The organism is Streptomyces sp. NPDC055254, from assembly GCF_053606025.1.
The window spans coordinates 17,039-38,952 of sequence record NZ_JBSGQV010000032.1; the positions used below are offsets into that span (position 1 = coordinate 17,039).

A 21,914-nucleotide genomic window follows, 5' to 3' on the forward strand; every position below is an offset into this window, starting at 1 on the left:
CCTTCCGTATCAACGCACCTACGCACCCGACCCGAGGAAGCCCCATGCTGCGCATCGCCGTCCCCAACAAGGGTTCACTCTCCGGACCGGCGTCGGCGATGCTCCATGAGGCCGGATACCGGATGCGCAAGGAGTCCAAGGAGCTCGTGGTCGTCGACCCCGAGAACGAGGTGGAGTTCTTCTACCTCCGCCCCAAGGACATCGCGATCTACGTCTCCTCGGGCAAGCTCGACATCGGCATCACCGGCCGCGACCTGTTGCTCGACTCCGGTGCCAGCGCCGAAGAGATCCTGCCGCTGAACTTCGGCCGCTCCACCTTCCGCTACGCGACCCTCCCCGGCACGGCGAAGGGTCCCGAGGACTTCCACGGGATGACCATCGCGACCTCGTACGAGGGAATCGTCGCCAAGCACCTCGCCGAACAGGGCATCGACGCTTCCGTCGTCCACCTCGACGGCGCGGTGGAGACCGCCATCCAGCTCGGAGTCGCCCAGATCATCGCGGACGTCGTCGAGACCGGCACCAGCCTGCGCAACGCCGGCCTGGAGGTCATCGGCGAGCCGATCCTCAAGTCCGAGGCCGTCGTCATCCGCCGCAACGGCGCCGACGCCGAGAACCCGCAGACCCAGCAGTTCCTGCGCCGCCTGCAGGGCGTCCTGGTGGCCCGCAGCTACGTGATGATGGACTACGACTGCCGCGCCGAGCACCTGGAGCGGGCGGTCGCCCTCACCCCCGGGCTGGAGTCGCCCACCATCTCCCCGCTGCACAACGAGGGCTGGGTCGCGGTCCGGGCCATGGTCCCCGCCAAGGAGGCCCAGCGGATCATGGACGACCTGTACGAGCTCGGCGCGCGCGCGATCCTCACCACCTCGATCCACGCCTGCCGTCTCTGATCTCCACGCCGACCCCAGAAGGCAACTGAACCACCATGGCCGAGCCCGCCGCCCCGTCCACACCGCCCGCCCTGCCGGTCACCTTCCGGCCGACCCGCACCCGGGCCGTCCTGCTGGGCGTCGGGCTCGCCATGTTCCTCACCATCACGACCATCGCCCTGATGCTGGAGCGCCTCGCCCCCGGCGAGCGGATCAGCTTCGTCTTCACCGCCGCCCTGCTGAGCTCCGTACTGGTCCTGCTCAGCCGGCCCAAGGTGGTCGCCGACGAGGCCGGCGTCACCGTCGTCAACCTGACCACCACCCGCCGCCTGGAATGGGCGCAGATCCTGCGCGTCAATCTCCGCCCCGGCGACCCGTGGGTGTTCCTCGACCTCAGCGACGGCACCAGCCTGCCCGTCCTCGGCATCCAGCCCGGGGTCGCCAAGCAGCAGGCCGTCGGCGACGCCCGCGCCCTGCGCGCCCTCGTCGAGACCCGGGGGACCGGCGCGAACGACCACTGAGCACTCCGAGCCTCGTCGCGGCGTCCCATTGCGGCGGCGATCTCAGTGACTACCCTGGTGGGCGGGGCGCAGCCGTGCGCCCTGCCGACGGCCCCGGGACCCCCGGGACCCGAGGGAACCCTGCGACTTGAGGAGTGACTCCCTCCAGCAATGGACGGATCGTCCGGTAATATCCCCGCCGCCCTCCCCCCGGAGGCAGCGGCATGACCATCCCGCTACTCCTGCTCGCCGCGGCCTTCGTACTCGTCCTCGCCAACGGATTCTTCGTGGCGGCCGAGTTCGGCCTGGTCACCGTCGAGAGACCCGAGGCCGAACGCGCCGCCGCCGACGGGGACCGCCGTGCCCGTACCGTCGTCGAGGCCCTGCGGGAGCTGTCCTTCCAGCTCTCCGGCACCCAACTCGGCATCACCCTCACCTCCCTCGTGGTCGGCATGCTCGCCGAGCCCGCCCTGGCCGCACTGCTGGCCGGGCCGCTCGCCGCGACCGGCCTTCCCCGGGGAGCCGTCCCCGGCGTCGCCGTCGCCATCGGCATGCTGCTCGCCTCCGCCGTCCAGATGGTCGTCGGCGAGCTCGTGCCGAAGAACTGGGCGGTCTCCCGGCCGCTCCAGGTCGCCCGCTTCGTCGCCGGCCCCCAGCACGCCTTCTCCCGCGCCTTCCGGCCGGTCATCGCCGGCCTCAACGCCGTCGCCAACCACCTGGTACGGGCGCTCGGCGTGGAGCCCACCGATGAAATGGCCTCCGCCCGCACCCCCGGCGAACTGGTCTCCCTGGTCCGCCACTCGGCCCGGGCCGGGGCCCTCGAACAGGACACCGCCGACCTCTTCGTACGCACCCTCTCGCTGGGCGGGCTCACGGCCCAGCACGTCATGACCCCCCGGGTGAAGGTCAGCGCCCTGCAGCACACGGCGACCGCGGCCGACGTGCTCAACCTGACCCGCGCCACCGGCCTGTCCCGCTTCCCGGTCTACCGCGAACGCATCGACGAGATCACCGGCGTGGTCCACCTCAAGGACGCCCTCGCCGTGCCCGAGTCCGAACGCGCCCGCACCGCAGTGGGCCGGATCTGCGTCGCCCCGCTGCTGGTGCCCGGTTCGCTGCCGGTGCAGCCGCTGCTGGAGCGGCTGCGCAGCGAACAGCCCATGGCCGTGGTCGTCGACGAGTACGGCGGCACCGCGGGCGTGGTCACCCTGGAGGACATCGTGGAGGAACTCGTCGGAGAGGTCCGCGACGAGCACGACCTCGCGGAGGACGCCCACCCCGAGCTGACCTCCGTACCCGCCGAGGACGGCCGCCCCTCCTGGGAGGCCGACGGCAGCTGCCGGGTCCAGACCCTGCGCCGGATAGGCCTGGAGGTCCCCGAGGGCCCCTACGAGACCGTCGCCGGACTCGTCGCCGACCTGCTCGGCCGGATCCCCGCTCCCGGGGACCGCGCGGAGCTCCCCGGCTGGAAGCTGTCGGTCCGCCGGGTCGGCCGCTACCGGGCCGAACGGGTCCGGCTGGTGCGCACGGCTCCGGTCGGGATCCCCGGGACGGCCGAGGCCGCCGGGCACCCGGGTGTCGCCGCGGACGCCGTCCCGGCCTGCGCCGCCGTCCCCGCCGTCCCCGCCGACCGAGTCCCGGCCGACAGCACCCGGGCGGACGCCGTGCCGGCCGACGCCGCCGGCGCCCCGGCCGACGCCGTGCCCGCCGGTGCCGGTGCCGCGTTCGGGGCGGTGGGCCGGTGAACGCCCTCCAGCTCGCCTTCGCGCTGCTCCTGGTACCGGCCAACGGCTTCTTCGTGGCCGCCGAGTTCGCCCTCGTCTCCGTACGGCGCAGTCAGATCGAGCCCCTCGCGGCCGGCTCCAAGCGGGCCCGCCAGGTGCTGTACGGCCTGGAGAACCTGCCCCGGATGATGGCCGCCGCCCAGTTCGGCATCACCCTGTGCTCCCTCACCCTCGGCGCGGTCGCCGAACCGACCGTCGCCCGGCTGCTGGAGCCCGTCTTCCATGCCCTGCACGTCCCGCAGGGCCTGATCCACCCCCTCGGGTACGCCATCGCGCTCACCGCCGTGGTCTTCCTCCACCTGGTCATCGGCGAGATGGTCCCCAAGAACCTCGCCATGGCCGCCCCCGAGCGGACCGCCCTGTGGTTCGGCCCGGGCCTGGTGGCCTTCGCCCGCCTGTGCGGGCCGGTCACCACCGGCCTCGGCGCCTGCGCCGCGCTCGTCCTGCGGCTCTTCAAGGTGGAACCCAAGGACGAGGTCGAGGCCGTCTGCACCAGGGCCCAGCTCGGCCGGCTCGTCGAGGACTCCCGCCAGGCCGGACTCCTGGAGCCCGGTGAGCAGGAGCGGCTGGAGGACGCCCTCGAACTGGGCAGCCGCCCGGTCACCGACGTCCTCCTGGCCAGGGACCGGCTCGTCACCGTCGGCCCCTCGGTCACCCCGCGGCAGATCGAGCAGCTGACGGTGCGCACGGGCTACTCGCGCTTCCCCGTCCGCTCCGCCACCGGTGCCTTCATGGGCTACCTGCACGTCAAGGACGTGCTCGACCTGGAGGACCGGGAACGGGCCGTGCCCCGGCGGGTGTGGCGGCGGATGACCACGGTGTGCTCCACCCTGCCGCTGGACGACGCCATCGCGGTCATGCGCCGGGACGCCACCCACCTGGCCCAGGTCGCCGACCCGTCCGGGCGGGTGCTGGGCCTCGTCGCCATGGAGGACGTCCTGGAGATGCTCGTCGGCGAGGTACGCGACCCCGCGCACCGCACCGCTGCGCCGACCCGCCGGGGCGAGCGCCGCGAGCAGGGCGCCCTGACCGGCTGAACGGCCGACCGGCTGCCGGGCCGTCCCGAACCCCCCCCCTCACAAGGGCGGCGGTTCGGGGCGGTCCTGGGGGCCGCGACCCGACAGGACCTCCCCGTACGCCTGCATCAGGTCCGCCAGCCGCAGCGTCGACAGGTCGTCCCGGGACGGGTCGCCCGGGAAGCCCGCCAGCCGCAGGTCGCGGTACGCGCAGCTCTTCTCGTACAGGGTGCGCAGGAAGCGGCCGTTGCCCAGTTCGTCGATCCACCCCTGCTCCACCACGTGCCCGCTGATGCTGCGCAGCTCCTCCAAGGCCTCCTCGTCCCAGCGGTCCCCGTTCGCGTCCGCGAGCACCCCGCCGATCGCCGTCAGCTCCAGCGGCCGGTAGCTGGGGAAGTCCACCCGGGTCGTGAACCGCGAGGACAGCCCCGGATTGGCGGCGAGCAGCCGGTCCATCCCGGCCGGATAGCCCGCCAGGATCACCACCAGGTGGTCCCGGTTGTCCTCGGCCCGCTTGAGCAGCACCTGGAGGGCCTCGTCCCCGTACGCGTCGCCCTTGCTGTAGCCCGAGTTGGAGAGGCTGTACGCCTCGTCCACGAACAGCACCCCGCCGATCGCCGAGTCGATCAGCTCGTTCGCCTTCACGGCGGTCTGCCCGAGGAACTCGCCGACCAGGTCCGCGCGTTGCGCCTCCACCAGGTGGTCCCCGCCCAGCAGCCCCAGCGCGTAGAACACGCGGCCCAGGATCCGGGCCACCGTCGTCTTGCCCGTGCCGGACGGCCCGGAGAACACGAAGTGGCGCTTCGGGGGCTGCACCGGCAGCCCCTGACCGGCCCGCAGCCGCGCCATGTGCAACTGCGCCGAGAGCGCCTTGACCTGCCGCTTGACCGGCTCCAGGCCCACCATCCGCTCCAGCTCCGCCAGGGCCTCGGCGAGGGCCGCCGGATCGGCGGGCCCGGTCGGCAGGCCCGGCGGCACTCCCTGCGGAGGAACGGCCACCTTGCGCCGCGCGCCCTCCCCGCGGCGGCCGGGCGGCGCCGGCGGAACGAGCGGATCGGGCTCCGCCTGTCCGTCCGCCGCGATGTCCTGCACGGGCCCGCCGCCGAGCACCACCGCCGCGAAGTCACCGCCGGCCGGAGCCGGGCCGTGCCCGGCGAAGCCCGCGTGGCCGGCGTACCCCGCCAGACCCGCCAGGCCCGCCATGCCGTCGGAGTCGTCGCTGTCCTCGATGGCCGTCAGCCGGGCCGCGGTGTCCATGAAGGACGGGTCCACCCGGTGCACCGCCCGGTACAGCGGCAGCGCCGCCGCACTGCGCCCGGTCCCCTCGTGCGCCCGCGCCAACCAGTACCGCAGCTCCTTGCGCTGCGGCTGCTCGCTGCGGCACCGCATCAGCGCCGCCGACAGCATCGGCTCCGCCTGCCCGTACATCTCCAGCCGGACCCGGGCCATCCCGCCGAACAGGCCGGCCTCGATGCCCAGCAGCGGATCGTCGACCAGCGGCTCGGTGTGCCGGACCAACTGCTCCCAGTCCTTGACCAGGTAGGCCCGGCACGCGTGCAGGAACCGCACGTGCTGGTCGGCGTCCACCGGCGGCAGCGACGCGAGGGCCTGGTCCAGCTCGGGCACGTGCCGCCCGTCCAGCCAGTGCGAGGCGTGCGCCAGCAGCAGGTCCCGCCGGTTCTCCAGCACGGGCTGGACCCACCAGCCGAGCCAGTACCAGGAGTTCAGGGTCCGCCGGTGCCGGGCCCGCTGCTCGCCGAAGCGGTCCCGGTGCGCGTACATGCGCAGTAACGCGTTGGTGGTGTCGACCCGCAGGGCGTGCAGGCCGAGCCAGGCGTCGGCCATCGACGGATCGAGCTCCACGGCCGTCCGGAACTCCTCCTCGGCCTGCGGATAGGCACCCATGGTGCAGGCGTCGACCCCGCGCAGCCAGGCGAGTTCGGCCGGGGCGTGCATGCTGCCCGGCGCGGCGAAATCCATCACGTCCCCCACAAGCCTGCCCCCGTGGTGCGCGGCAACCCCCGCCTCGTGCAAGCGAGTTGCCCACTGCGCCGATGAAATCAGGGCTGCATCGTACCTGCGGTCACGCACCTTACGTAGGGTGCGGCGGGGCGGGTTCGAGCGCGCGCCCCCACGGGGTCCGGTGACTCAGGGTGAAGGAGGGGAGGGGGCTCGTCCCGCCCGACCCCCGGACGGCCGGGGCGCGGAGGCAGAACGAAGCCCCCGATCACGGGGGAACGATCGGGGGCTTCGTGTCCGCGACGGCCGGTGAGGACCGTGCATTGAGAACGTAAGGCCGCTGCGGGGCCCGGGTCAAGCGGGTCCGCGGAGGCCCGCCGACGCGGCGGTGCGAGGCCGCTCAGGCCCGGGGGAGTTCGTGACTGTCGGTGACGGACGGCGGCTCCGGTGCCGTCGCAGGAGTCCCGGAAGTCCACTCGTATCCCGTACCGCTCTGGCGTACCAGAGTGTCGGCGTAGGGGCGCGAAGGGTCGTGCGAGAAGTGCGCGAGCTCCGCGCGCTCCCATCCGTCCCAGAAGTCGGAAAGTTCACGCCCGTCCCGGTTTCGTCCGCGCCTCCAGGAAGCCGCGCGCGGCACCTCCATCCACAGCAGGCGCGCCAGCAGCGGGCGCAGCGCCCGCCGGCCCGCGCCGACCCCCTCCACCAGGATCACCGGGGCCGGCTCCAGCACCCGCTGCGGACCGGAGCGGCGCGCCACCCAGTCGTACGGGGTCCAGCGCGCGGGCCGTCCGGCGGCGAGCGGCTCCAGCACCTGCGCCCGCAGCCGCTCCACCCAGCCGAACAGCTCCTCGTGGGTCGCCACCTCGTCCAGGTGCAGGACCGGCGCACCCCCGAGCGCTTCGGCGAGCCGCCCCGCGAACGTGCTCTTCCCGGAGCCGGCGTGCCCGTCGACACCGATCAGCCGGACCGGGCCGAGCGAGGGGGGCAGCGCGGCGAGCTCCCGCGCGAGCGGTTCGAGTGACTGGTGCGGCTCCACGCGGCCACCTTACGACCGGACCGGTCGTCACCCCCGACACGGGTGTCCGGCTTCGGCCCCCGGCCCGCGGGAACTGGAAGGGTGATGCCACCGAAGCACCGACCCACCCCTGGGGGAACCTCGCGATGACCGCACCCACACCGCGCAGGGCCGTACTCGTCGCCGCGCTCGCGGCCGCCACCGCGACCACCGCCGCCGCATCCTCGGGCGGCCGGGCGTCGGCCGCCTCCCCGCCCACCCTGCCGGGCGCGCCCGCCGCCCCCGCCGCGCCCGGCCCGCGCTCCACCGGGCGCACCGTGGACAACCGGTTCTGGTTCTCGCGCGCGCACTGGCTGGCCGGCAGCCACCAGGGCACCACCGCCGTCGGCGGCATCCGTCCCGGCCTGGAGATCGGCACTCCGGCCGGCCGGACCGAGTACGCCGACCCCCACACCGGGCGCAAGAGCACCTGGGAGTACGCCACCTGGACCTCCCCGCCGCACCGCTCCGCGGTACCGGCCACCGAGGTCGTCGCCTCCTGGAACGCCCGCACGCCCGCCGGTACCTGGATCCAGATCGAGCTGCGCGGCACCTACGCCGACGGCGGCACCAGCCCCTGGTACGTCATGGGCCGCTGGGCCTCCGGCGACGGGGACATCCGCCGCACCTCGGTGGACGGCCAGACCGACCGCCGCTCCACGGTCTGGACCGACACCCTCGCCGTCGACGCCCCCGCGAGCGGCGTCCGCATCGCCGCCTGGCAGCTGCGGCTGACCCTCCACCGCAAGCCGGGCGCCCTGCGGGGCCCCACGGTGTGGCTGGCCGGCGCCATGGCCTCCGACGTCCCGGACCGGTTCACCGTCCCCGCCTCCACGCCTTCCGGCACGGCCCGGGAGCTGAACGTCCCCCGCTACTCGCAGGAGATCCACCTCGGCCGGTACCCCGAGTACGACAACGGCGGCGAGGCCTGGTGCAGCCCCACCTCCTCGCAGATGACCATCGAGTTCTGGGGTCGCAAGGCCGGCGCCGGCGCCGTGGCCTGGGTGAACCGCGAGTACGCGGACCCGCAGATCTGCCACGCCGCCCGCTCGACCTACGATGCGGCCTACCGGGGTTGCGGGAACTGGCCGTTCAACGCCGCCTACGCCGCCACCTACCGGCAGTTCGCCGGCGTAGTCACCCGCCTCGGCTCCCTCACCGAGGTGGAGACCCTGATCCGGGCCGGGATTCCGGTCATCACCTCGCAGTCCTTCCGGTCCGAGGAGCTGACCGGCGCGGGCTACGGCACCGCGGGTCACCTGATGACCGTGATCGGCTTCACCGCCGACGGAGACGTGGTCGCCAACGACCCCCACTCGCCCGACAACGCGTCCGTCCGCCGGGTCTACCGGCGGACGGAGTTCGAGACCATCTGGCTGCGCACGAAGCGCCACAACGCCACCGGGAAGGTCGTCTCGGGCGCCGGCGGCATCTGCTACGTCTACGCCCCGGCCCGACCGGGTGCCGCGAGGATCGAGGCGCTGACGAAGGTGGGGATTCTTCGGGATACGGATTGACCGGAGCATCCGGGTAATCGGAATATATTGGGGTAAAGGGCACATAAAGGCTTCTCATAGGAGGCGGCCCGCCATGACCACCCATCCGAGCATCGAGCACCACCCCGACCTGGCCGAGATGCGCACCCGGTTCGAGCGGGTGACCACCACGCCCGCCGCACAGGCCGTGGAGGCACTGGCCCTGATCACGGGCCTGTACCTGGCGGCCTCGCCGTGGATCGCCGGGTTCAGCACGCTGACCCCGTTGGCGATCAACAACCTCATCGCCGGACTGGCCTTCTGCCTGTGCATGGGCGGTCTCGGTTCCGCTTACGAGCGCACCCACGCGATGGCCTGGACGGCGGTCGTGCTCGGCGCGTGGACGATCGTCGCCCCATGGGTCATCGCCGGCGAGATGGACACGACCCGCACGGTGGTCAGCAACGTGATCACCGGAATCGTGGCCCTCTGCCTCGGCCTCGCCATGGCGGCGATGGCCGGCCGCAACCGCGAGAACCGGGCCTGACCGGACGCCTGACGAACGCGGCCCCGCATCCGGGCCCCGACCGCCCGCAGGTCGGGGCCCGGCCGCACGCCGGCCGCCCGGTGCCGGACGTGACGCGCGCCACGCGTGAGCGTCGTCTCTACCGCGAAGGCCGCGAATGCTGGCACATTGGACATCATGACTGCCGCCACCGCCACCGCCACCGCCTCGCGTCTCCGCAAGCTCGTCCGTACGGGCGGACCCGAGGAGGAGTCCTCCTGGCCGGAGCACGTGCTCGGCTGGACCCTCGTGGTGGTCGTCGCCATGTTCGTCACCCAGATCGGCTGGCTGTAGCACCGGCTCCAGCACCTCCCGTACGCCCGTCACGCCGGCCGTGGCGGGCGTTTTCGCGTGTCCGGGCCCGTCGGGTCGACGGAAGTGGATCACCTTTGCACCATTTCACTCACCAGCAAGTGGAATGAGGTGGAGGGTGCTGAAGGCCTACCCGGGAGCTCCAGCACAAGGGACTCGTGGGGCCCCGCCCCGGCGCCGGCACCTTCGTACGGCGCTCGCTCTCGCGCCCCGCGGCCGTTGCGGATTCACCCTTGGGCCTCGCCCTGGCTGCCTGGATGGCACAGGCGCGCGAGGCTGGACCGAAACGCGAGGACGTCACCGCGCTCATCGCCGCCGTCGTGGACCAGAGCTACGCCGGGCCCGGAACACCACCGGGGCCCCCGACCGAGAGGAATCCACGTGAGTCACCGGACCGTCACCGCGGCACTGCGCACGACGGACCGTTGTCGCCGCCCTCATGGCCCGGTGGTGGGAGCACGCATCGAACACCCTCTACGGCCTCTACTGGCACGACGTCCCCGTTCACAACGCGACCGGACCCGCCGCCGGGGCCTCCCCCGGACCGTCCGCCGGCTCCGCCACCGGGGGCCCCGACGGCGCCGCCGTTGCCCGGACACCGCCGCCGACACCGCCGCCGCTGCCGCGGCCCGCGTCCGACCACGTCCCGCCCACCACCCCAGGGGAACCCGATGGCCACGAAGAAGAACCTGCACGCCGACCGCACCAGCGTCACGCACAAGGTCCGCTACGCCCTGAGCAACCCCACCCGCATCGCCCCGTACGTGCGCCGCGCTGCCCGCGACGCCTGGCTCAGCCGCAAGCACCCCGACCACGTGGCCTACTACCGCGCCGTCATGGCGTCCGACACCGGCCGCAATCCGGAGGCCGCCGTCGGCAGCCGGAGCCACGACCGCTGGCTGGCCCTCGGCAAGATGCAGTTCGACTACCTCGTGGAACACGGCCTCACCGCGCGCCACCGGATGCTCGACATCGGCTGCGGCAACCTGCGGGCCGGCTGGCGCTTCATCGAGCACCTCGACACCGGGCACTACTACGGCATCGACATCTCGCCCGACATCCTGATCTCCGCCAAGGAGACCCTGACCCGCAAGGGTCTCCAGGCGAAGCTGCCGCACCTGACGATCACCCGCGACCTGACCCTGGACTTCCTCCCCGAGCACCACTTCGACGTGGTGCACGCCCACAGCGTCTTCTCCCACTCGCCGATCGAGATCATCGACGAGTGCCTGGCGCACGTGGAACGGGTCCTGGCCCCCGGCGGCTGGTTCGACTTCACCTTCGACCGCACCGAGGGCGCCGAACACCAGGTCCTGCGCGAGGACTTCTACTACCGCACCCGGACCCTGGTGGACCTCGCCGCGAAGCACGGCCTCACCGCCCGCTTCATGGACGACTGGGAGCGGTTCGGCCACGGCCAGTCGAAGCTCCGCGTCACCGTCGGCTGACCCGCACCGGGGGGCATTCGCGGGCACGGACGTCCGCGGGCACGGACGTCCGCCGGGATCAGGAGGCGGCACGTGCAAACGGTCACCGGTAGCGGACAGGGTGGGTCTGCCATACTGCGGGCATCCTGTGGCAGTTCGAGGCTGGGGCCGAATTTGAATAATAGTCAACAACGCGGAACGACCGGCCGTTCGCAAGTCCGCCGGGCCGAACTCATAGCGATCGGCCGCAAGTTGTTCGCCGGCACCTCGTACGACGCCCTCAACATGGACGACATCGCCAAGCACGCCGGCGTGGCCAAGGGCCTGATCTACTACTACTTCAAGAGCAAGCGCGGCTACTACCTCGCCATCGTCGAGGACTCCGTGACCGAGCTCGTCGCCCGCGCCGGCGGGGACACCGACCTCCCCAACGCCGAGCGGGTCCGCCGCACCGTCGACGGCTACCTCCGGTACGCCGAGCACCACCAGGCCGCGTACCGCACGATCGTCACCGGCGGTGTCGGCTCCGACGCCGAGGTGCTCGCGATCCGCGACGGCGTCCGGGAGGAGCTGGTCGCCACCATCGCCGAGGGTGCCTACGGCACCCGCTCCGTCCCGCCGATCGCCCGGCTCGCACTGGTGGGCTGGCTCTCGGCGGTCGAGGGGATCACGCTGGAGTGGATCGGCGGGGTGGGCGGGTCCGGCGCGGACAGGATGCGTACGGGCGGCGCGGCCACGGCCGGGGCGGGTCGGCCCCGGCGCGTGGAACTGGGAGCCCTGCTCGTCCGCCAGCTGCGGGCGACCCTCGCGGTGATCGAGGAGTTCGCCCCGCAATGTCCTGCTCCGTCGGTGGACGGGGAGAGGGACGGCCAGCGGAACGATCTTGCACCGGTGACGGGAAGCCCCTGATCGGGCATACTCAACCCGCCGCAGCCGCTGAACAGCACCTTCCGTGATCCGGGAGGGCACCATCGGCTGTGAGAGCACCGAGACCCGGCGGCGCGTCCCACACCTCGCGCGTCGCCGCCGTGCCCGACCAGGGAGGAGAGCGCCGCCATGACCGAACGCGCCCCGCAGCCGGTGGACCGTCAGCTGCCCACCGAGGAGTCCCGGGACCTCCTCGCACTCGTACGCGAGATCGCCCAGCGGGAGATCCGCCCCCGGGCCGCCGAGGAGGAGGAGTCCGGCCGGTTCCCCCGCGAGGTCTTCACCCTGCTCTCCGAGGCCGGCCTGCTGGGTCTGCCGTACGACGGGGAGTCCGGCGGCGGCGAGCAGCCGTACGAGGTCTACCTCCAGGTCCTGGAAGAGCTGGCCGCGGCCCGCCTGACGGTCGGGCTCGGCGTCAGCGTGCACTCCCTCGCCTGCCACGGCCTCGCCGGCTACGGCACCAAGGAGCAGCAGGGGGCCCACCTCCCGGCGATGCTCGGCGGTGGCCTGCTGGGCGCCTACTGCCTCTCCGAGCCGGCCGCCGGCTCCGACGCCGCCTCGCTCTCCACCAAGGCGGTGCGCGACGGCGACGACTGGATCATCACCGGCACCAAGGCCTGGATCACCCACGGCGGAGTCGCCGACTTCTACACCGTCCTCGCCCGCACCGGAGCCGAGGGCCCCAAGGGCATCACGGCCTTCCTGGTCCCCGGGGACGCCGAGGGCCTGACCGCCGCCGTGCCCGAGAAGAAGATGGGCATGAAGGGCTCGCCCACCGCCCAGCTGCACTTCGACGGCGTACGGGTGCCGGACGCGCGCCGCATCGGCCAGGAGGGGCAGGGCTTCACCATCGCCCTGGCGGCGCTCGACGCCGGCCGCCTGGGCATCGCCGCCTGCGCCATCGGCGTCGCCCAGGCCGCGCTGGACGAGGCCCTGGTGTACGCACTGGACCGCAAGCAGTTCGGGCACCCGATCGCGGACTTCCAGGGACTGCGCTTCATGCTGGCCGACATGGCCACCAAGATCGAGGCGGGGCGCGCGCTGTACCTCGCGGCGGCCCGGCTGCGGGACGCGGGCAAGCCGTTCTCCCGCCAGGCGGCGATGGCCAAGCTCTTCTGCACCGACGCGGCGATGGCCGTCACCACGGACGCGGTCCAGGTCCTGGGCGGCTACGGCTACACGGCGGACTTCCCGGTCGAGCGGCTCATGCGGGAGGCGAAGGTGCTCCAGATCGTGGAGGGCACCAACCAGATCCAGCGCATGGTCATCGCCCGCCACCTGGCAGGCCCGGAAACCCGCTGACGCCTGCCGGCAGCGCGGGTGCCGGCCGGCAGCGGCGGACGCATGCTGGTAGCCGCCGGCATCGACGGCATGCCGGGGCGAGGGAGCCTGCGCATGCGCCCGCCCGGAGCCGACGAAGTCGGTGCGGGCAGCCGGAGGCCGGCGGGTCGGCCGGCGGTCAGCTCCCGAAGAGCGGACCGTTCGGCCAGATCGGGGACGAGGCGACTCGGGACCACTCCGGATCGCGCCGCCCGGGCACGGTCCGGCCGTCCTCGGTCCAGCGCGCGATCAGGGCGCTGTAGATGGGCGGATCGGGATGCCGCGGCCGGGCCCCCTGCTGAACCGATTCTTCGTATCCGGGCGCCATCGGCCGCCGCCGGCGACCTGCCCGTGGCGTGGAAGTCTCAACCGTGGTCATGCAGGGGCAACGCGACACCGCGCCGACGGGTAACCGCCTGGGAGTGCCGGGTTTCCGTTCGAGGGGTACGCGGGGGTGGGCGGGCGGCGGTGCGGTGACCGGGGTGTGGCGGGGGATGTGAGGGCGGGTCGGTGGCGAAGGGACCGGACCTGAGCGGGACCGTAGGGAAAGGGGTTTGGGGGTCTCCCGTCAGTCTCATCGTCTCTCCGTGTGGGAGGCGTAGTCGTATCCCCATCGGCGGTCGACTCGGCGCGGGGCTCCAATTACGGGCGAAGTCGGTAAGCCGTCATGGCGCTCGACCATTACGGCACCACCCGGAGCCCCGGTCCCGGTCCTATGAATGACCGGGCCTGGCCGGCGTCTTGAATGGAGGGCGGCTTCTAGTCCGAGTCCGTGCGCTGCACCAGTGCTGCCTTGGCGCGCGACACGTCAACACGGTATGCCTGGACGATCTCGCCGAGGTCCCCGTCCTCGGCGAAGTCCGCCGGTGGTTCGCATTCCGTATAGAAGTACCCCGTCGGGGGGGTTACGATCAGGATGGGTGCATCTGACGGACATCGAACAACTTGGTCGATGTGCCCGACCTCATCGTGTACGGCAAACAGCCTCATCGCCGAACTCCTCTGTGCTATAGAGTCACGCAGTACGTGAATCGCAGGGTGGTAATGGTCGAGGTGTGGGCATTGGCCGTCACCCAATTCAAGTTCATCCCGTCCGCAGATGTCACGATCCTGACGTCCTTCGAAGCGACGGAGTACACGGCAGAAGCACTCGTCCGTCTGGCTTGGGTAAGGACGGACAATGCGGCATCGACTCCAGCCGTTGCCAGGCGGCCGGACGAGCAGTTCAGTGAGGCGCCTGGTGCCAGCGTGCCAGTCCATTCTCCACCGAAAATCAAGTTAGTCGTTGCCATCTCAACCACCCTTTCTGTTGTGGTCCCTTGGCCCTTCCAGTACAGCACTCCCCAAACGGAGCGGCATGTTGAGAATGGTTCGCACGGTGAGCGATGAGCTTGTTTCTGGACAGTCCGTCTCGGGTGTCGTCTCATCTGACCTGTCTCCGGCGGCAGATGAGGGTGCCGGCGATGCGGGAAAAGCCAGGAAGTGTTCGCGAGTACCGGGCTGTCGCAGGTTCGCCTCTGCATTCCGACGGACGGGGGCGGGCCCGTTCACGCAGAAGCGCTTGGCGAATTGGGGCGGCCATGTCCAGGCCCCAGACGTTCGTCGGACGCTGAGAGGTGAGGAGGGTGTAGCGATCTGACGCGCCCTTGGTTCCGGAAGGGTTCCTGGTCGACATGGCGTGCGTGCTGGCGTCCTTTCGCCCGGCAGGTGGCCCCGGTCGCCCTTCGTGGCCGGGCCGGGCTTGCCGAGGGTGGCCCCGCTGCTCCTTCTCGGCGGGGCACGGTCATGTCGGTCCGCCCCCAGGACCGGTGCGCGCGTGCCGCGGGACACGGCGGTGTCTCTGCCGTCACCCCGCACCCGCACCCGCACCCGCACTCCGCCCGGGGTGGCTTCCGGCGCGCTGGGGTGTGCCGGCGCTGATCGCGCACCTTGGGCCAGTGGCGTTCCGCGTGCCGGTCGTGCGCCGAGGCGGACATCGCCCGGCGCAGCGTGCCTGTGTGTCAGTACGTGCCACAACCCTGGTCCGTGCAGCATATTCTGACGTACCGTCATATCTGTTCGGCGCCCGCGCCCGCACCCATTCCCGGGCTCACCTCTACCGCACCCCTACCGCGCTCACCCTGCCCCGACCCAGCCCACCCGCCCCAGGAGGTCCGCCATGTCCGCCGACCGGCCCGTCGCTCTGGACGAGTACCCGATCCATCAGGCCCCCCTGTCGATGAAGCACCTCATCAGCGGCGACCGGAACGCCTACGACCGCTGCATCTTCCACGTCTTCGACCACGCCGGACGGGCCGTCCTCATCCTCGGGCTCGGGGTCTATCCCAACGCCGGGGTCATCGACGCCTACGCCACCCTGCGCCTCGGCGACGAACTCCTCGCGGTCCGCGCCTCGGACGCCCTCGGCGACGACCGGATGGACCTCTCCGTCGGCCCCCTCTCCATCACCGTCGACGTCCCGCTCAAGCAGCTGACCCTGCGCTGCGCGGCCGATCCGGACGACCCGCAGGGGCTCTCGTACGAGGTCACCTGGACCGCCGAGTTCCCCGCCGTCTGGGAACCGCACCACGTCCAGCGGCGCGGTGACCGGCTCATGCTGGAGGGGCGCCGCTTCGTGCAGGCCGGCAGCGTCACCGGCACCATCCGGGCGCGGGGCGAGGAGTTCACCCCGACGCCGGGGGAGTGGACCGGTACCCGTGACCGCAGTTGGGGTGTGCGGCCGATACCGGGGGAGGAGGGTGGCCGCGCGGCTGAGGAGTACCGTCCCGAGGGCTTCCACTGGCTCTGGATACCCGTCCGCTTCGAGGACCGCTTCCTGATGGTGATCGCCCAGGAGGACGCCGACGGGCACCGCACGCTCAGCGAGGCCGTGCAGGTCTTCCCGGAGAGCAGCGGCCGCCATGACGTGCAACTCGGCTGGCCGCACACCGAGATCCGCTACCGGCCGGGCAGCAGGCACCCCGAGAGCGCCGTCGTCCACCTGACCGACCCCGCCCGCAAGCCGCTCGAACTGGGCGTGGAGATCCTGAACTCCTCCCCGCTCGCCGTCGGCGCGGGCTATCCGCCCGCCGCCGACTGGCAGCACGGCAGTTGGCAGGGCCGGGGATGGAGCGACCGGCGGGTCTACGACCTCGCCGACCCCGGAGCCCACCCCATGGCGGCCTTCGGGGTCACGGACCACTCGGCGCGCTTCACCCTCGACGGGCGGACCGGGCACGGCATCTTCGAGCACGGCAGCTTCGGACGGCACGATCCGAGCGGCTTCACCGACTACTCCTCCGTGGCCCAGTAGTCCGAGAAGCGGTCCCGGACGGTCCGACAAGGGCCCGGCGACTCCCGCGATCCCACCCAGCAGAAGAGGGGTACCCATGGCAACGGCACCACGTCCCCGCACCTCCACCCGTGAGCCGGAGGAGCTCGGTCGGCTCCTCACCGCCTGGTTGGACACCAGGCTCCCCGGTGCGCGGGTCACCAACGTCTCCGTCCCCGCCTCCAACGGCATGTCCAGCGAGACGCTCCTCTTCGACGTGGACCACCCCGACACCCCCCTCCGTGCCTGCGCGCTGCGCCTCGCGGCCGACCCGGACGCCTACACCGTCTTCCCCGTCTACGACATGCCGCGCCAGCACCGGGTGATGAGCCTGGTCGCCGCGCACACGGACCTGCCCGTCCCGCGCGTGCAGTGGCTGGAGGAGGACCCCGGCCCGCTGGGTGCGCCGTTCTTCGTGATGGCCCGGGCCGAGGGGCGGGTGCCGCCCGATGTCATGCCCTACACCTACGAGGGCAACTGGCTGCACGCCGCGACCGACGCCGAGCGCGCCGGCCTCCAGGAGGCGAGCATCTCGCTGTTGGCCCGCCTGCACGACCAGTTCCCGGGCAAGGAGGCCGAGTTCCTGCTCCCCGAGGGTGAGGGCACCCCGCTGCGCCGGCACGTGGAGGCCCAACGCGCCTACTACGCGTGGGTGGTGGCCGGACTCGCCCCGTCCCCGCTCATCGAGAGGGCCTTCGCCCGCCTGGAGGAGCTGTGGCCCGAGGACGAGGGAGAAGCGGTCCTGAACTGGGGTGACGCCCGCATCGGCAACGTCGTCTACGACGGCTTCACGCCGGTGGCCGTCCTGGACTGGGAGATGGCGGCGTACGCCCCGCGCGAGGTGGACCTCGGCTGGACGGTGTACCTGCACCGGTTCTTCCAGGACCTCACGGTCGGCTTCGGACAGCCCGGACTGCCGGACTTCCTGCGCCGCGACGACCTGGAGCGCCGGTACGCCGAGCTCACCGGACACACACCTCGGCACATGGAGTTCCACACGCTCTACGCCGCCCTGCGGCACGGGATCGTGATGCTGCGCATCGCCTACCGGCAGGCGCACTTCGGCGAGGTGGAGGTCCCGGCCGATCCCGACGCTCTGATCATGCACCGCGCCGGCCTGGACGCCATGGTCCGAGGCACGTACTGGTAAGTGCCCCCCGTACATATACGGGCAGGACCACGCGCGGCAAGGATCACGGGCTGGCGCCAGGACCCCGGGCGCCAATGCCCGGGCGCCGGGCCGCCGTCGGCCCGAGCGGCTAGGACACAGCGGGGGCCCGGAGCCAGCGGGGACGGAACCCCGGGCTCCGGGCCCCCGCCCGGGCCTCGGCGGCCGGGCTCCCTCAGGCCTCAGGCCGCCTGGGCGTGCTGCTGCCGGGTCTGCGGGACGGCGGGGCGCACCATGTGGACCGGGCGCGAGCCCGGACCGCCGACGTGCGAGAACGGCTGCGTCCGCCAGTCCAGCCCCTGGGGCAGGGTCAGGTGCACGACCGGCTCCAGGTCCTGGGCCCCCTCCGGCTGCAGCCCCCCGACGGTGGGCAGCGCGTCGGTGGCGGGTCGCCCGGTGCCCGCGCACACCGTGAGCCCGAAGGGGTTCCACGGGGTCAGGCAGAGCGCGTGCTGCGGCAGGTACTCCTCGTCCGCGACGAGGGCGATCGACTGGCCGCAGTCGGGGCAGATCGCGTGGTGGATGTCGAATCCCTCGGACTCCGCGAGTTCTTCGAGGTAGTCCGCGTCGTCGGCGTAGTCGCCTTCGAGCAGTTCCAGGGGCTCCGGTTCGGTGCGACCGGCGCGCTTGGTGTTCGGCATGGATGTACTCCCCCTCGGGTGGGCCGGTCGGGCAGGTTCTTCGACCACGGCCACAGCAAGCACTTCCCGCCGCGCGGCACGAGTAACCACAACCGACCGGCCTACGCCCGCACACCCCTGTGGCCTTGGTCACATGCCCGGCGCAGATGCCTCCAGTGGGCGGACAGCACTGGGCCTGGAGTGCCCTTGGGCCTTAGGTTGAGCGGCTATGAGCGCAATGGAGGAGCTGGACCGCCAGATCGTGGATCTGCTCGTGCGGGACGGGCGGATGAGCTACACGGACCTGGGCAAGGCCACGGGGCTGTCCACGTCGGCGGTCCACCAGCGAGTACGACGCCTGGAGCAGCGCGGCGTGATCCGCGGCTACGCGGCCGTGGTCGACCCGGAAGCCGTGGGCCTGCCGTTGACGGCGTTCATCTCGGTCAAACCGTTCGACCCGAGCGCGCCGGACGACATCGCCGTGCGGCTGGCCGGCGTCCCCGAGATCGAGGCCTGCCACAGCGTCGCGGGCGACGAGAACTACATCCTCAAGGTCCGGGTCGCGACTCCGCTGGAACTGGAGGACCTCCTGGGCCGCCTCCGCGCGCTCGCGCATGTCTCGACGCGTACGACGGTGGTCCTCTCCACCCCCTACGAGGCCCGCCCGCCCCGGGTGTGACGGTCGGGCGCAACGGCCGGGGCTGCCTCGAAGACGACCCGCGGGACCCGGCGGTCGGACGGGGGAGCGGGACGCGGGAGACTGGTCCGCATGACTGACCGCACCGCCACCTCCCCCGACGCAGCCGTAGCACCGGCCCGGACCGTCCTCCTGCGCCGGGGCGAAGTACACAGCCCCGCCGACCCCTTCGCCACCGCGATGGTGGTCGAACGCGGCCGCATCGCCTGGGTCGGCTCCGAGGGCGCGGCCGATGCCTTCGCGCAGGGCGTGGACGAGGTCGTCGATCTCGACGGCGCGCTCGTCACGCCCGCCTTCACGGACGCCCACGTCCACACCACCTCCGCCGGCCTCGCCCTCACCGGGCTGGACCTCACCGGCGCCCGGTCGCTCCCGGCCGCGCTGGAACTCGTACGGGAGTACGCCGCGCGGCGCCCCGCCGACCGCGTGCTCCTCGGGCACGGCTGGGACGCCGCGCGCTGGCCCGAGCGCCGTGCGCCCCGCCGGTCGGAGCTCGACGAGGCCGCCGGCGGCCGTCCGCTCTACCTGAGCCGCATCGACGTGCACTCGGCGGTGGTGACCACGGCGCTGCTCGACCTCGTCCCCGGCGTGACCCCGCGCGGTGACGAGCCGCTGACCCGGGACGACCACCACTGCGTCCGCGCCGCGGCCCTCGCCGCCGTCACGCCCGCGCAGCGCGACGAGGCCCAGCGGGCCGCTCTGGAGCGGGCCGCCTCCCTCGGCATCGGATCCCTGCACGAGTGCGGCGGTCCCCACATCTCCTCCGCGGAGGACTTCTCCGCCCTGCTGGACCTGGCCGGCCGGCACCCGGGACCGCGCGTCTTCGGGTACTGGGCCGACCGCGACCTCGACCTGGCCGCGGCGCTGGGGGCCGTCGGGGCCGCCGGGGACCTGTTCGTCGACGGCGCCCTGGGCTCCCACACGGCCTGCCTGCACGCCCCGTACGCCGACGCCCCCCACGCGGGTACGGGCTACCTCGACGCGCGGGCCGTCGCCGAGCACGTGGCCGCCTGTACCGAGGCGGGGCTGCAGGCCGGCTTCCACGCCATCGGGGACGCCGCGATCGGCGCCGTGGTCGAGGGCGTCCGGGCGGCGGCCGAGAAGGTCGGTCTCGGCCGCGTGCGCGCCGCCCGGCACCGGGTCGAGCACGCCGAGATGATGACCCCGGGGACGATCGCCGCTTTCGCGGAGCTCGGCCTCACGGCGTCGGTCCAGCCCGCCTTCGACGCGGCCTGGGGAGGGGATGAGGGGATGTACGCGGACCGGCTCGGAGCCGAGCGCGCCCGCACCCTGAACCCGTACGCATCCATGCTCAGGGCGGGCGTGCCGCTGGCCTTCGGCTCGGACGCGCCGGTCACCCCCCTCGACCCCTGGGGCACGGTCCGGGCGGCGGCCTTCCACCGCACCCCCGAGCACCGGATCTCCGTACGGGCCGCGTTCACCGCCCACACCCGGGGCGGCTGGCGGGCGTTGGGCCGCGACGACGCGGGCGTGCTGGTGCCGGGCGCGCCCGCCGACTACGCGGTGTGGCGCACCTCGGAACTGGTGGTCCAGGCCCCGGACGACCGGGTCGCCCGCTGGTCCACCGACCCCCGTTCGGGCACCCCCGGGCTGCCCGACCTGACTCCCGGGGCGGAACTGCCCGTGTGCCTGTCCACCGTGGTCGGCGGGCGGGAGGTATTCGTACGCCCACAGGGGTGATCCGGTGGGCCTCGGTTCGGTGTGGGCGGCCGGACCCGGATAGGTTCGGCCGGGTCCACCACAGGACGTCCGCGCCGACGGATCCGTCTGCTCAGCGCACCCGCGCCTCGGGGGCGAGGGAAGGTTTCGCCGGGCGGCGGGTGGCCCCGGATCGGGGTCCGGCGGTCCAGTAGACAACGGTCACGGCGGCCCGCAGCCAGCGGGCGTCCGACCGGCCCGAAGGACCGCGGGCCCCGATCACTGTTCTAAAGTCATCCTCTGCGACAAGACGTACAGGACGTGCAAGAGCACAAAAGGGGTCTCAGTGAGTGACGGCGGCGGACAGCGGACCTACGGGCCGCTCGGTACGGCCTTGGTGATCATTCCGACCTACAACGAGGCGGAGAACATCGGGCTGATCGTCGGCCGTGTGCGGGCGGCGGTCCCCGAGGCGCACATCCTGGTCGCGGACGACAACAGCCCCGACGGCACCGGCAAGCTCGCGGACGAGCTGGCGGCCGGCGACGACCACGTGCACGTCCTGCACCGCAAGGGCAAGGAGGGCCTCGGCGCCGCCTACCTGGCGGGCTTCGTCTGGGGTCTGGAGGGCGGCTACGGGGTGATCGTGGAGATGGACGCCGACGGCTCGCACCAGCCGGAGGAGCTGCCCCGCCTGCTGACCGCGCTGGCCGGCGCCGACCTGGTGCTGGGCTCCCGCTGGGTGCCGGGCGGCCGCGTGGTGAACTGGCCGAAGAGCCGGGAGATCCTCTCGCGCGGCGGCTCCACGTACTCCCGGCTGATGCTGGACGTCCCGATCCGGGACGTGACGGGCGGCTACCGGGCCTTCCGCCGCGAGACCCTGGAGGGGCTGGGCCTGGCGGAGGTGGCCTCCGCGGGCTACTGCTTCCAGGTCGACCTGGCCCGCCGGGCCGTGCAGAAGGGCTTCCGCGTCGTCGAGGTTCCGATCACGTTCGTCGAGCGCGAGTTCGGCGACAGCAAGATGAGCAAGGACATCGTGGTGGAGGCCCTGTGGCGGGTCACCCAGTGGGGCCTCAAGGCCCAGGCCGCCAAACTGGCGGGCAAGGTCACCGGCCACGACCGGGTCAAGGCCACGGACGAGGGCAGGGCCAAGGGCACGGGCGAGGGCACGGGCGAGGCCAAGGGCACGGGCGAGGGCACGGCCAAGGGCTAGGTGCATCGCCCCGGCCGTCTCCGGCGGATGCCGGCG

At 72.6% G+C, this 21,914-nt stretch carries 17 protein-coding genes and 1 pseudogene; 15 read left to right on the forward strand and 3 right to left on the reverse strand.

All coding sequences use genetic code 11. From position 1 onward, the window contains the following. The first annotated feature begins 44 nt into the window (after positions 1–44). The 4 genes and pseudogenes from hisG to ACWFQ8_RS24975 all read left to right on the forward strand — a co-directional run bounded on the left by hisG (position 45) and on the right by ACWFQ8_RS24975 (position 4,193). Positions 45–893, forward strand: a complete 849-nt coding sequence (hisG, locus tag ACWFQ8_RS24960) for an ATP phosphoribosyltransferase (RefSeq protein ID WP_384543562.1) — start codon at positions 45–47, stop codon at positions 891–893. A 35-nt stretch (positions 894–928) separates the two neighbouring features. Beyond that, a complete protein-coding gene (locus ACWFQ8_RS24965) occupies positions 929–1,393 on the forward strand; it encodes a PH domain-containing protein (RefSeq protein ID WP_453788498.1) in 465 nt (154 codons plus the stop codon). Between the two features lie 203 nt (positions 1,394–1,596). Next, positions 1,597–2,910: pseudogene (locus ACWFQ8_RS24970) on the forward strand (hemolysin family protein); the annotation flags it as partial. A 203-nt stretch (positions 2,911–3,113) separates the two neighbouring features. Then, positions 3,114–4,193 (forward strand): hemolysin family protein, encoded by a 1,080-nt coding sequence (locus ACWFQ8_RS24975; protein WP_453788499.1) that lies wholly within the window; start codon positions 3,114–3,116, stop codon positions 4,191–4,193. Positions 4,194–4,232: 39 nt separating this feature from the next. On the opposite strand, the gene ACWFQ8_RS24980 is transcribed toward ACWFQ8_RS24975, so the two are convergent. Both ACWFQ8_RS24980 and ACWFQ8_RS24985 read right to left on the reverse strand, forming a co-directional pair. After that, a complete protein-coding gene (locus ACWFQ8_RS24980; RefSeq protein ID WP_453788500.1) occupies positions 4,233–6,152 on the reverse strand; it encodes an AAA family ATPase in 1,920 nt (639 codons plus the stop codon). A gap of 379 nt (positions 6,153–6,531) precedes the next feature. Then, the gene (locus ACWFQ8_RS24985; RefSeq protein WP_453788501.1) at positions 6,532–7,167 is read right to left on the reverse strand and encodes a uridine kinase family protein; all 636 of its coding nucleotides are present in this window, start codon (positions 7,165–7,167) and stop codon (positions 6,532–6,534) included. Between the two features lie 125 nt (positions 7,168–7,292). Between ACWFQ8_RS24985 and ACWFQ8_RS24990 the strand changes: the two genes are divergently transcribed. The 8 genes from ACWFQ8_RS24990 (at position 7,293) to ACWFQ8_RS25025 (ending at position 17,671) form a co-directional block, all read left to right on the forward strand. Continuing rightward, positions 7,293–8,702 carry a peptidase C39 family protein gene (locus ACWFQ8_RS24990; protein ID WP_453788502.1) on the forward strand — a complete coding sequence of 470 codons (1,410 nt, stop codon included), beginning with the start codon at positions 7,293–7,295 and terminating at the stop codon, positions 8,700–8,702. 73 nt (positions 8,703–8,775) lie between these two features. Then, positions 8,776–9,207, forward strand: coding sequence for an SPW repeat protein (locus ACWFQ8_RS24995; protein ID WP_453788503.1), 432 nt, complete (start codon positions 8,776–8,778; stop codon positions 9,205–9,207). A 156-nt stretch (positions 9,208–9,363) separates the two neighbouring features. Beyond that, positions 9,364–9,519 carry an SCO1431 family membrane protein gene (locus tag ACWFQ8_RS25000; protein ID WP_453788504.1) on the forward strand — a complete coding sequence of 52 codons (156 nt, stop codon included), beginning with the start codon at positions 9,364–9,366 and terminating at the stop codon, positions 9,517–9,519. A 689-nt stretch (positions 9,520–10,208) separates the two neighbouring features. Further along, positions 10,209–10,985 carry a class I SAM-dependent methyltransferase gene (locus tag ACWFQ8_RS25005; RefSeq protein WP_453788505.1) on the forward strand — a complete coding sequence of 259 codons (777 nt, stop codon included), beginning with the start codon at positions 10,209–10,211 and terminating at the stop codon, positions 10,983–10,985. Between the two features lie 153 nt (positions 10,986–11,138). Next, positions 11,139–11,873: a TetR/AcrR family transcriptional regulator gene (locus tag ACWFQ8_RS25010; protein ID WP_453788506.1), complete on the forward strand. Its 735-nt coding sequence runs from the start codon at positions 11,139–11,141 to the stop codon at positions 11,871–11,873. Between the two features lie 147 nt (positions 11,874–12,020). Beyond that, complete coding sequence (locus ACWFQ8_RS25015) at positions 12,021–13,193, forward strand: acyl-CoA dehydrogenase family protein (protein WP_453788507.1); 1,173 nt, start codon at positions 12,021–12,023, stop codon at positions 13,191–13,193. Positions 13,194–15,369: 2,176 nt separating this feature from the next. Continuing rightward, positions 15,370–16,503: a hypothetical protein gene (locus ACWFQ8_RS25020; RefSeq protein WP_453788508.1), complete on the forward strand. Its 1,134-nt coding sequence runs from the start codon at positions 15,370–15,372 to the stop codon at positions 16,501–16,503. A 76-nt stretch (positions 16,504–16,579) separates the two neighbouring features. Then, positions 16,580–17,671: a phosphotransferase family protein gene (locus ACWFQ8_RS25025; RefSeq protein WP_453788509.1), complete on the forward strand. Its 1,092-nt coding sequence runs from the start codon at positions 16,580–16,582 to the stop codon at positions 17,669–17,671. 200 nt (positions 17,672–17,871) lie between these two features. Here the strand turns inward: ACWFQ8_RS25025 and ACWFQ8_RS25030 are convergent, their stop codons facing one another. Further along, positions 17,872–18,330: a hypothetical protein gene (locus ACWFQ8_RS25030; protein ID WP_453788510.1), complete on the reverse strand. Its 459-nt coding sequence runs from the start codon at positions 18,328–18,330 to the stop codon at positions 17,872–17,874. A 217-nt stretch (positions 18,331–18,547) separates the two neighbouring features. On the opposite strand from ACWFQ8_RS25030, the gene ACWFQ8_RS25035 reads away from it, so the two are divergent. The 3 genes from ACWFQ8_RS25035 to ACWFQ8_RS25045 all read left to right on the forward strand — a co-directional run bounded on the left by ACWFQ8_RS25035 (position 18,548) and on the right by ACWFQ8_RS25045 (position 21,878). Next, entirely contained in the window at positions 18,548–18,988 is a 441-nt protein-coding gene (locus tag ACWFQ8_RS25035; RefSeq protein WP_384544154.1) for an Lrp/AsnC family transcriptional regulator, read from the forward strand. A gap of 90 nt (positions 18,989–19,078) precedes the next feature. Further along, on the forward strand, positions 19,079–20,707 hold the full coding sequence (locus ACWFQ8_RS25040; protein WP_453788511.1) for an amidohydrolase: 1,629 nt from the start codon (positions 19,079–19,081) through the stop codon (positions 20,705–20,707). Between the two features lie 304 nt (positions 20,708–21,011). Beyond that, on the forward strand, positions 21,012–21,878 hold the full coding sequence (locus ACWFQ8_RS25045; RefSeq protein WP_453788512.1) for a polyprenol monophosphomannose synthase: 867 nt from the start codon (positions 21,012–21,014) through the stop codon (positions 21,876–21,878). Positions 21,879–21,914: the final 36 nt, after the last annotated feature.

Bases quoted from the DNA above. Each gene is read 5' to 3' on its own strand.
- hisG (WP_384543562.1), top strand. From the start codon at position 45: ATGCTGCGCATCGCCGTCCCCAACAAGGGTTCACTCTCCGGACCGGCG.
- ACWFQ8_RS24965 (WP_453788498.1), top strand. From the start codon at position 929: ATGGCCGAGCCCGCCGCCCCGTCCACACCGCCCGCCCTGCCGGTCACC.
- ACWFQ8_RS24980 (WP_453788500.1), bottom strand. From the start codon at position 6,152: ATGGATTTCGCCGCGCCGGGCAGCATGCACGCCCCGGCCGAACTCGCC.
- ACWFQ8_RS24990 (WP_453788502.1), top strand. From the start codon at position 7,293: ATGACCGCACCCACACCGCGCAGGGCCGTACTCGTCGCCGCGCTCGCG.
- ACWFQ8_RS24995 (WP_453788503.1), top strand. From the start codon at position 8,776: ATGACCACCCATCCGAGCATCGAGCACCACCCCGACCTGGCCGAGATG.
- ACWFQ8_RS25000 (WP_453788504.1), top strand. From the start codon at position 9,364: ATGACTGCCGCCACCGCCACCGCCACCGCCTCGCGTCTCCGCAAGCTC.
- ACWFQ8_RS25005 (WP_453788505.1), top strand. From the start codon at position 10,209: ATGGCCACGAAGAAGAACCTGCACGCCGACCGCACCAGCGTCACGCAC.
- ACWFQ8_RS25015 (WP_453788507.1), top strand. From the start codon at position 12,021: ATGACCGAACGCGCCCCGCAGCCGGTGGACCGTCAGCTGCCCACCGAG.
- ACWFQ8_RS25020 (WP_453788508.1), top strand. From the start codon at position 15,370: ATGTCCGCCGACCGGCCCGTCGCTCTGGACGAGTACCCGATCCATCAG.
- ACWFQ8_RS25025 (WP_453788509.1), top strand. From the start codon at position 16,580: ATGGCAACGGCACCACGTCCCCGCACCTCCACCCGTGAGCCGGAGGAG.
- ACWFQ8_RS25030 (WP_453788510.1), bottom strand. From the start codon at position 18,330: ATGCCGAACACCAAGCGCGCCGGTCGCACCGAACCGGAGCCCCTGGAA.
- ACWFQ8_RS25035 (WP_384544154.1), top strand. From the start codon at position 18,548: ATGGAGGAGCTGGACCGCCAGATCGTGGATCTGCTCGTGCGGGACGGG.
- ACWFQ8_RS25040 (WP_453788511.1), top strand. From the start codon at position 19,079: ATGACTGACCGCACCGCCACCTCCCCCGACGCAGCCGTAGCACCGGCC.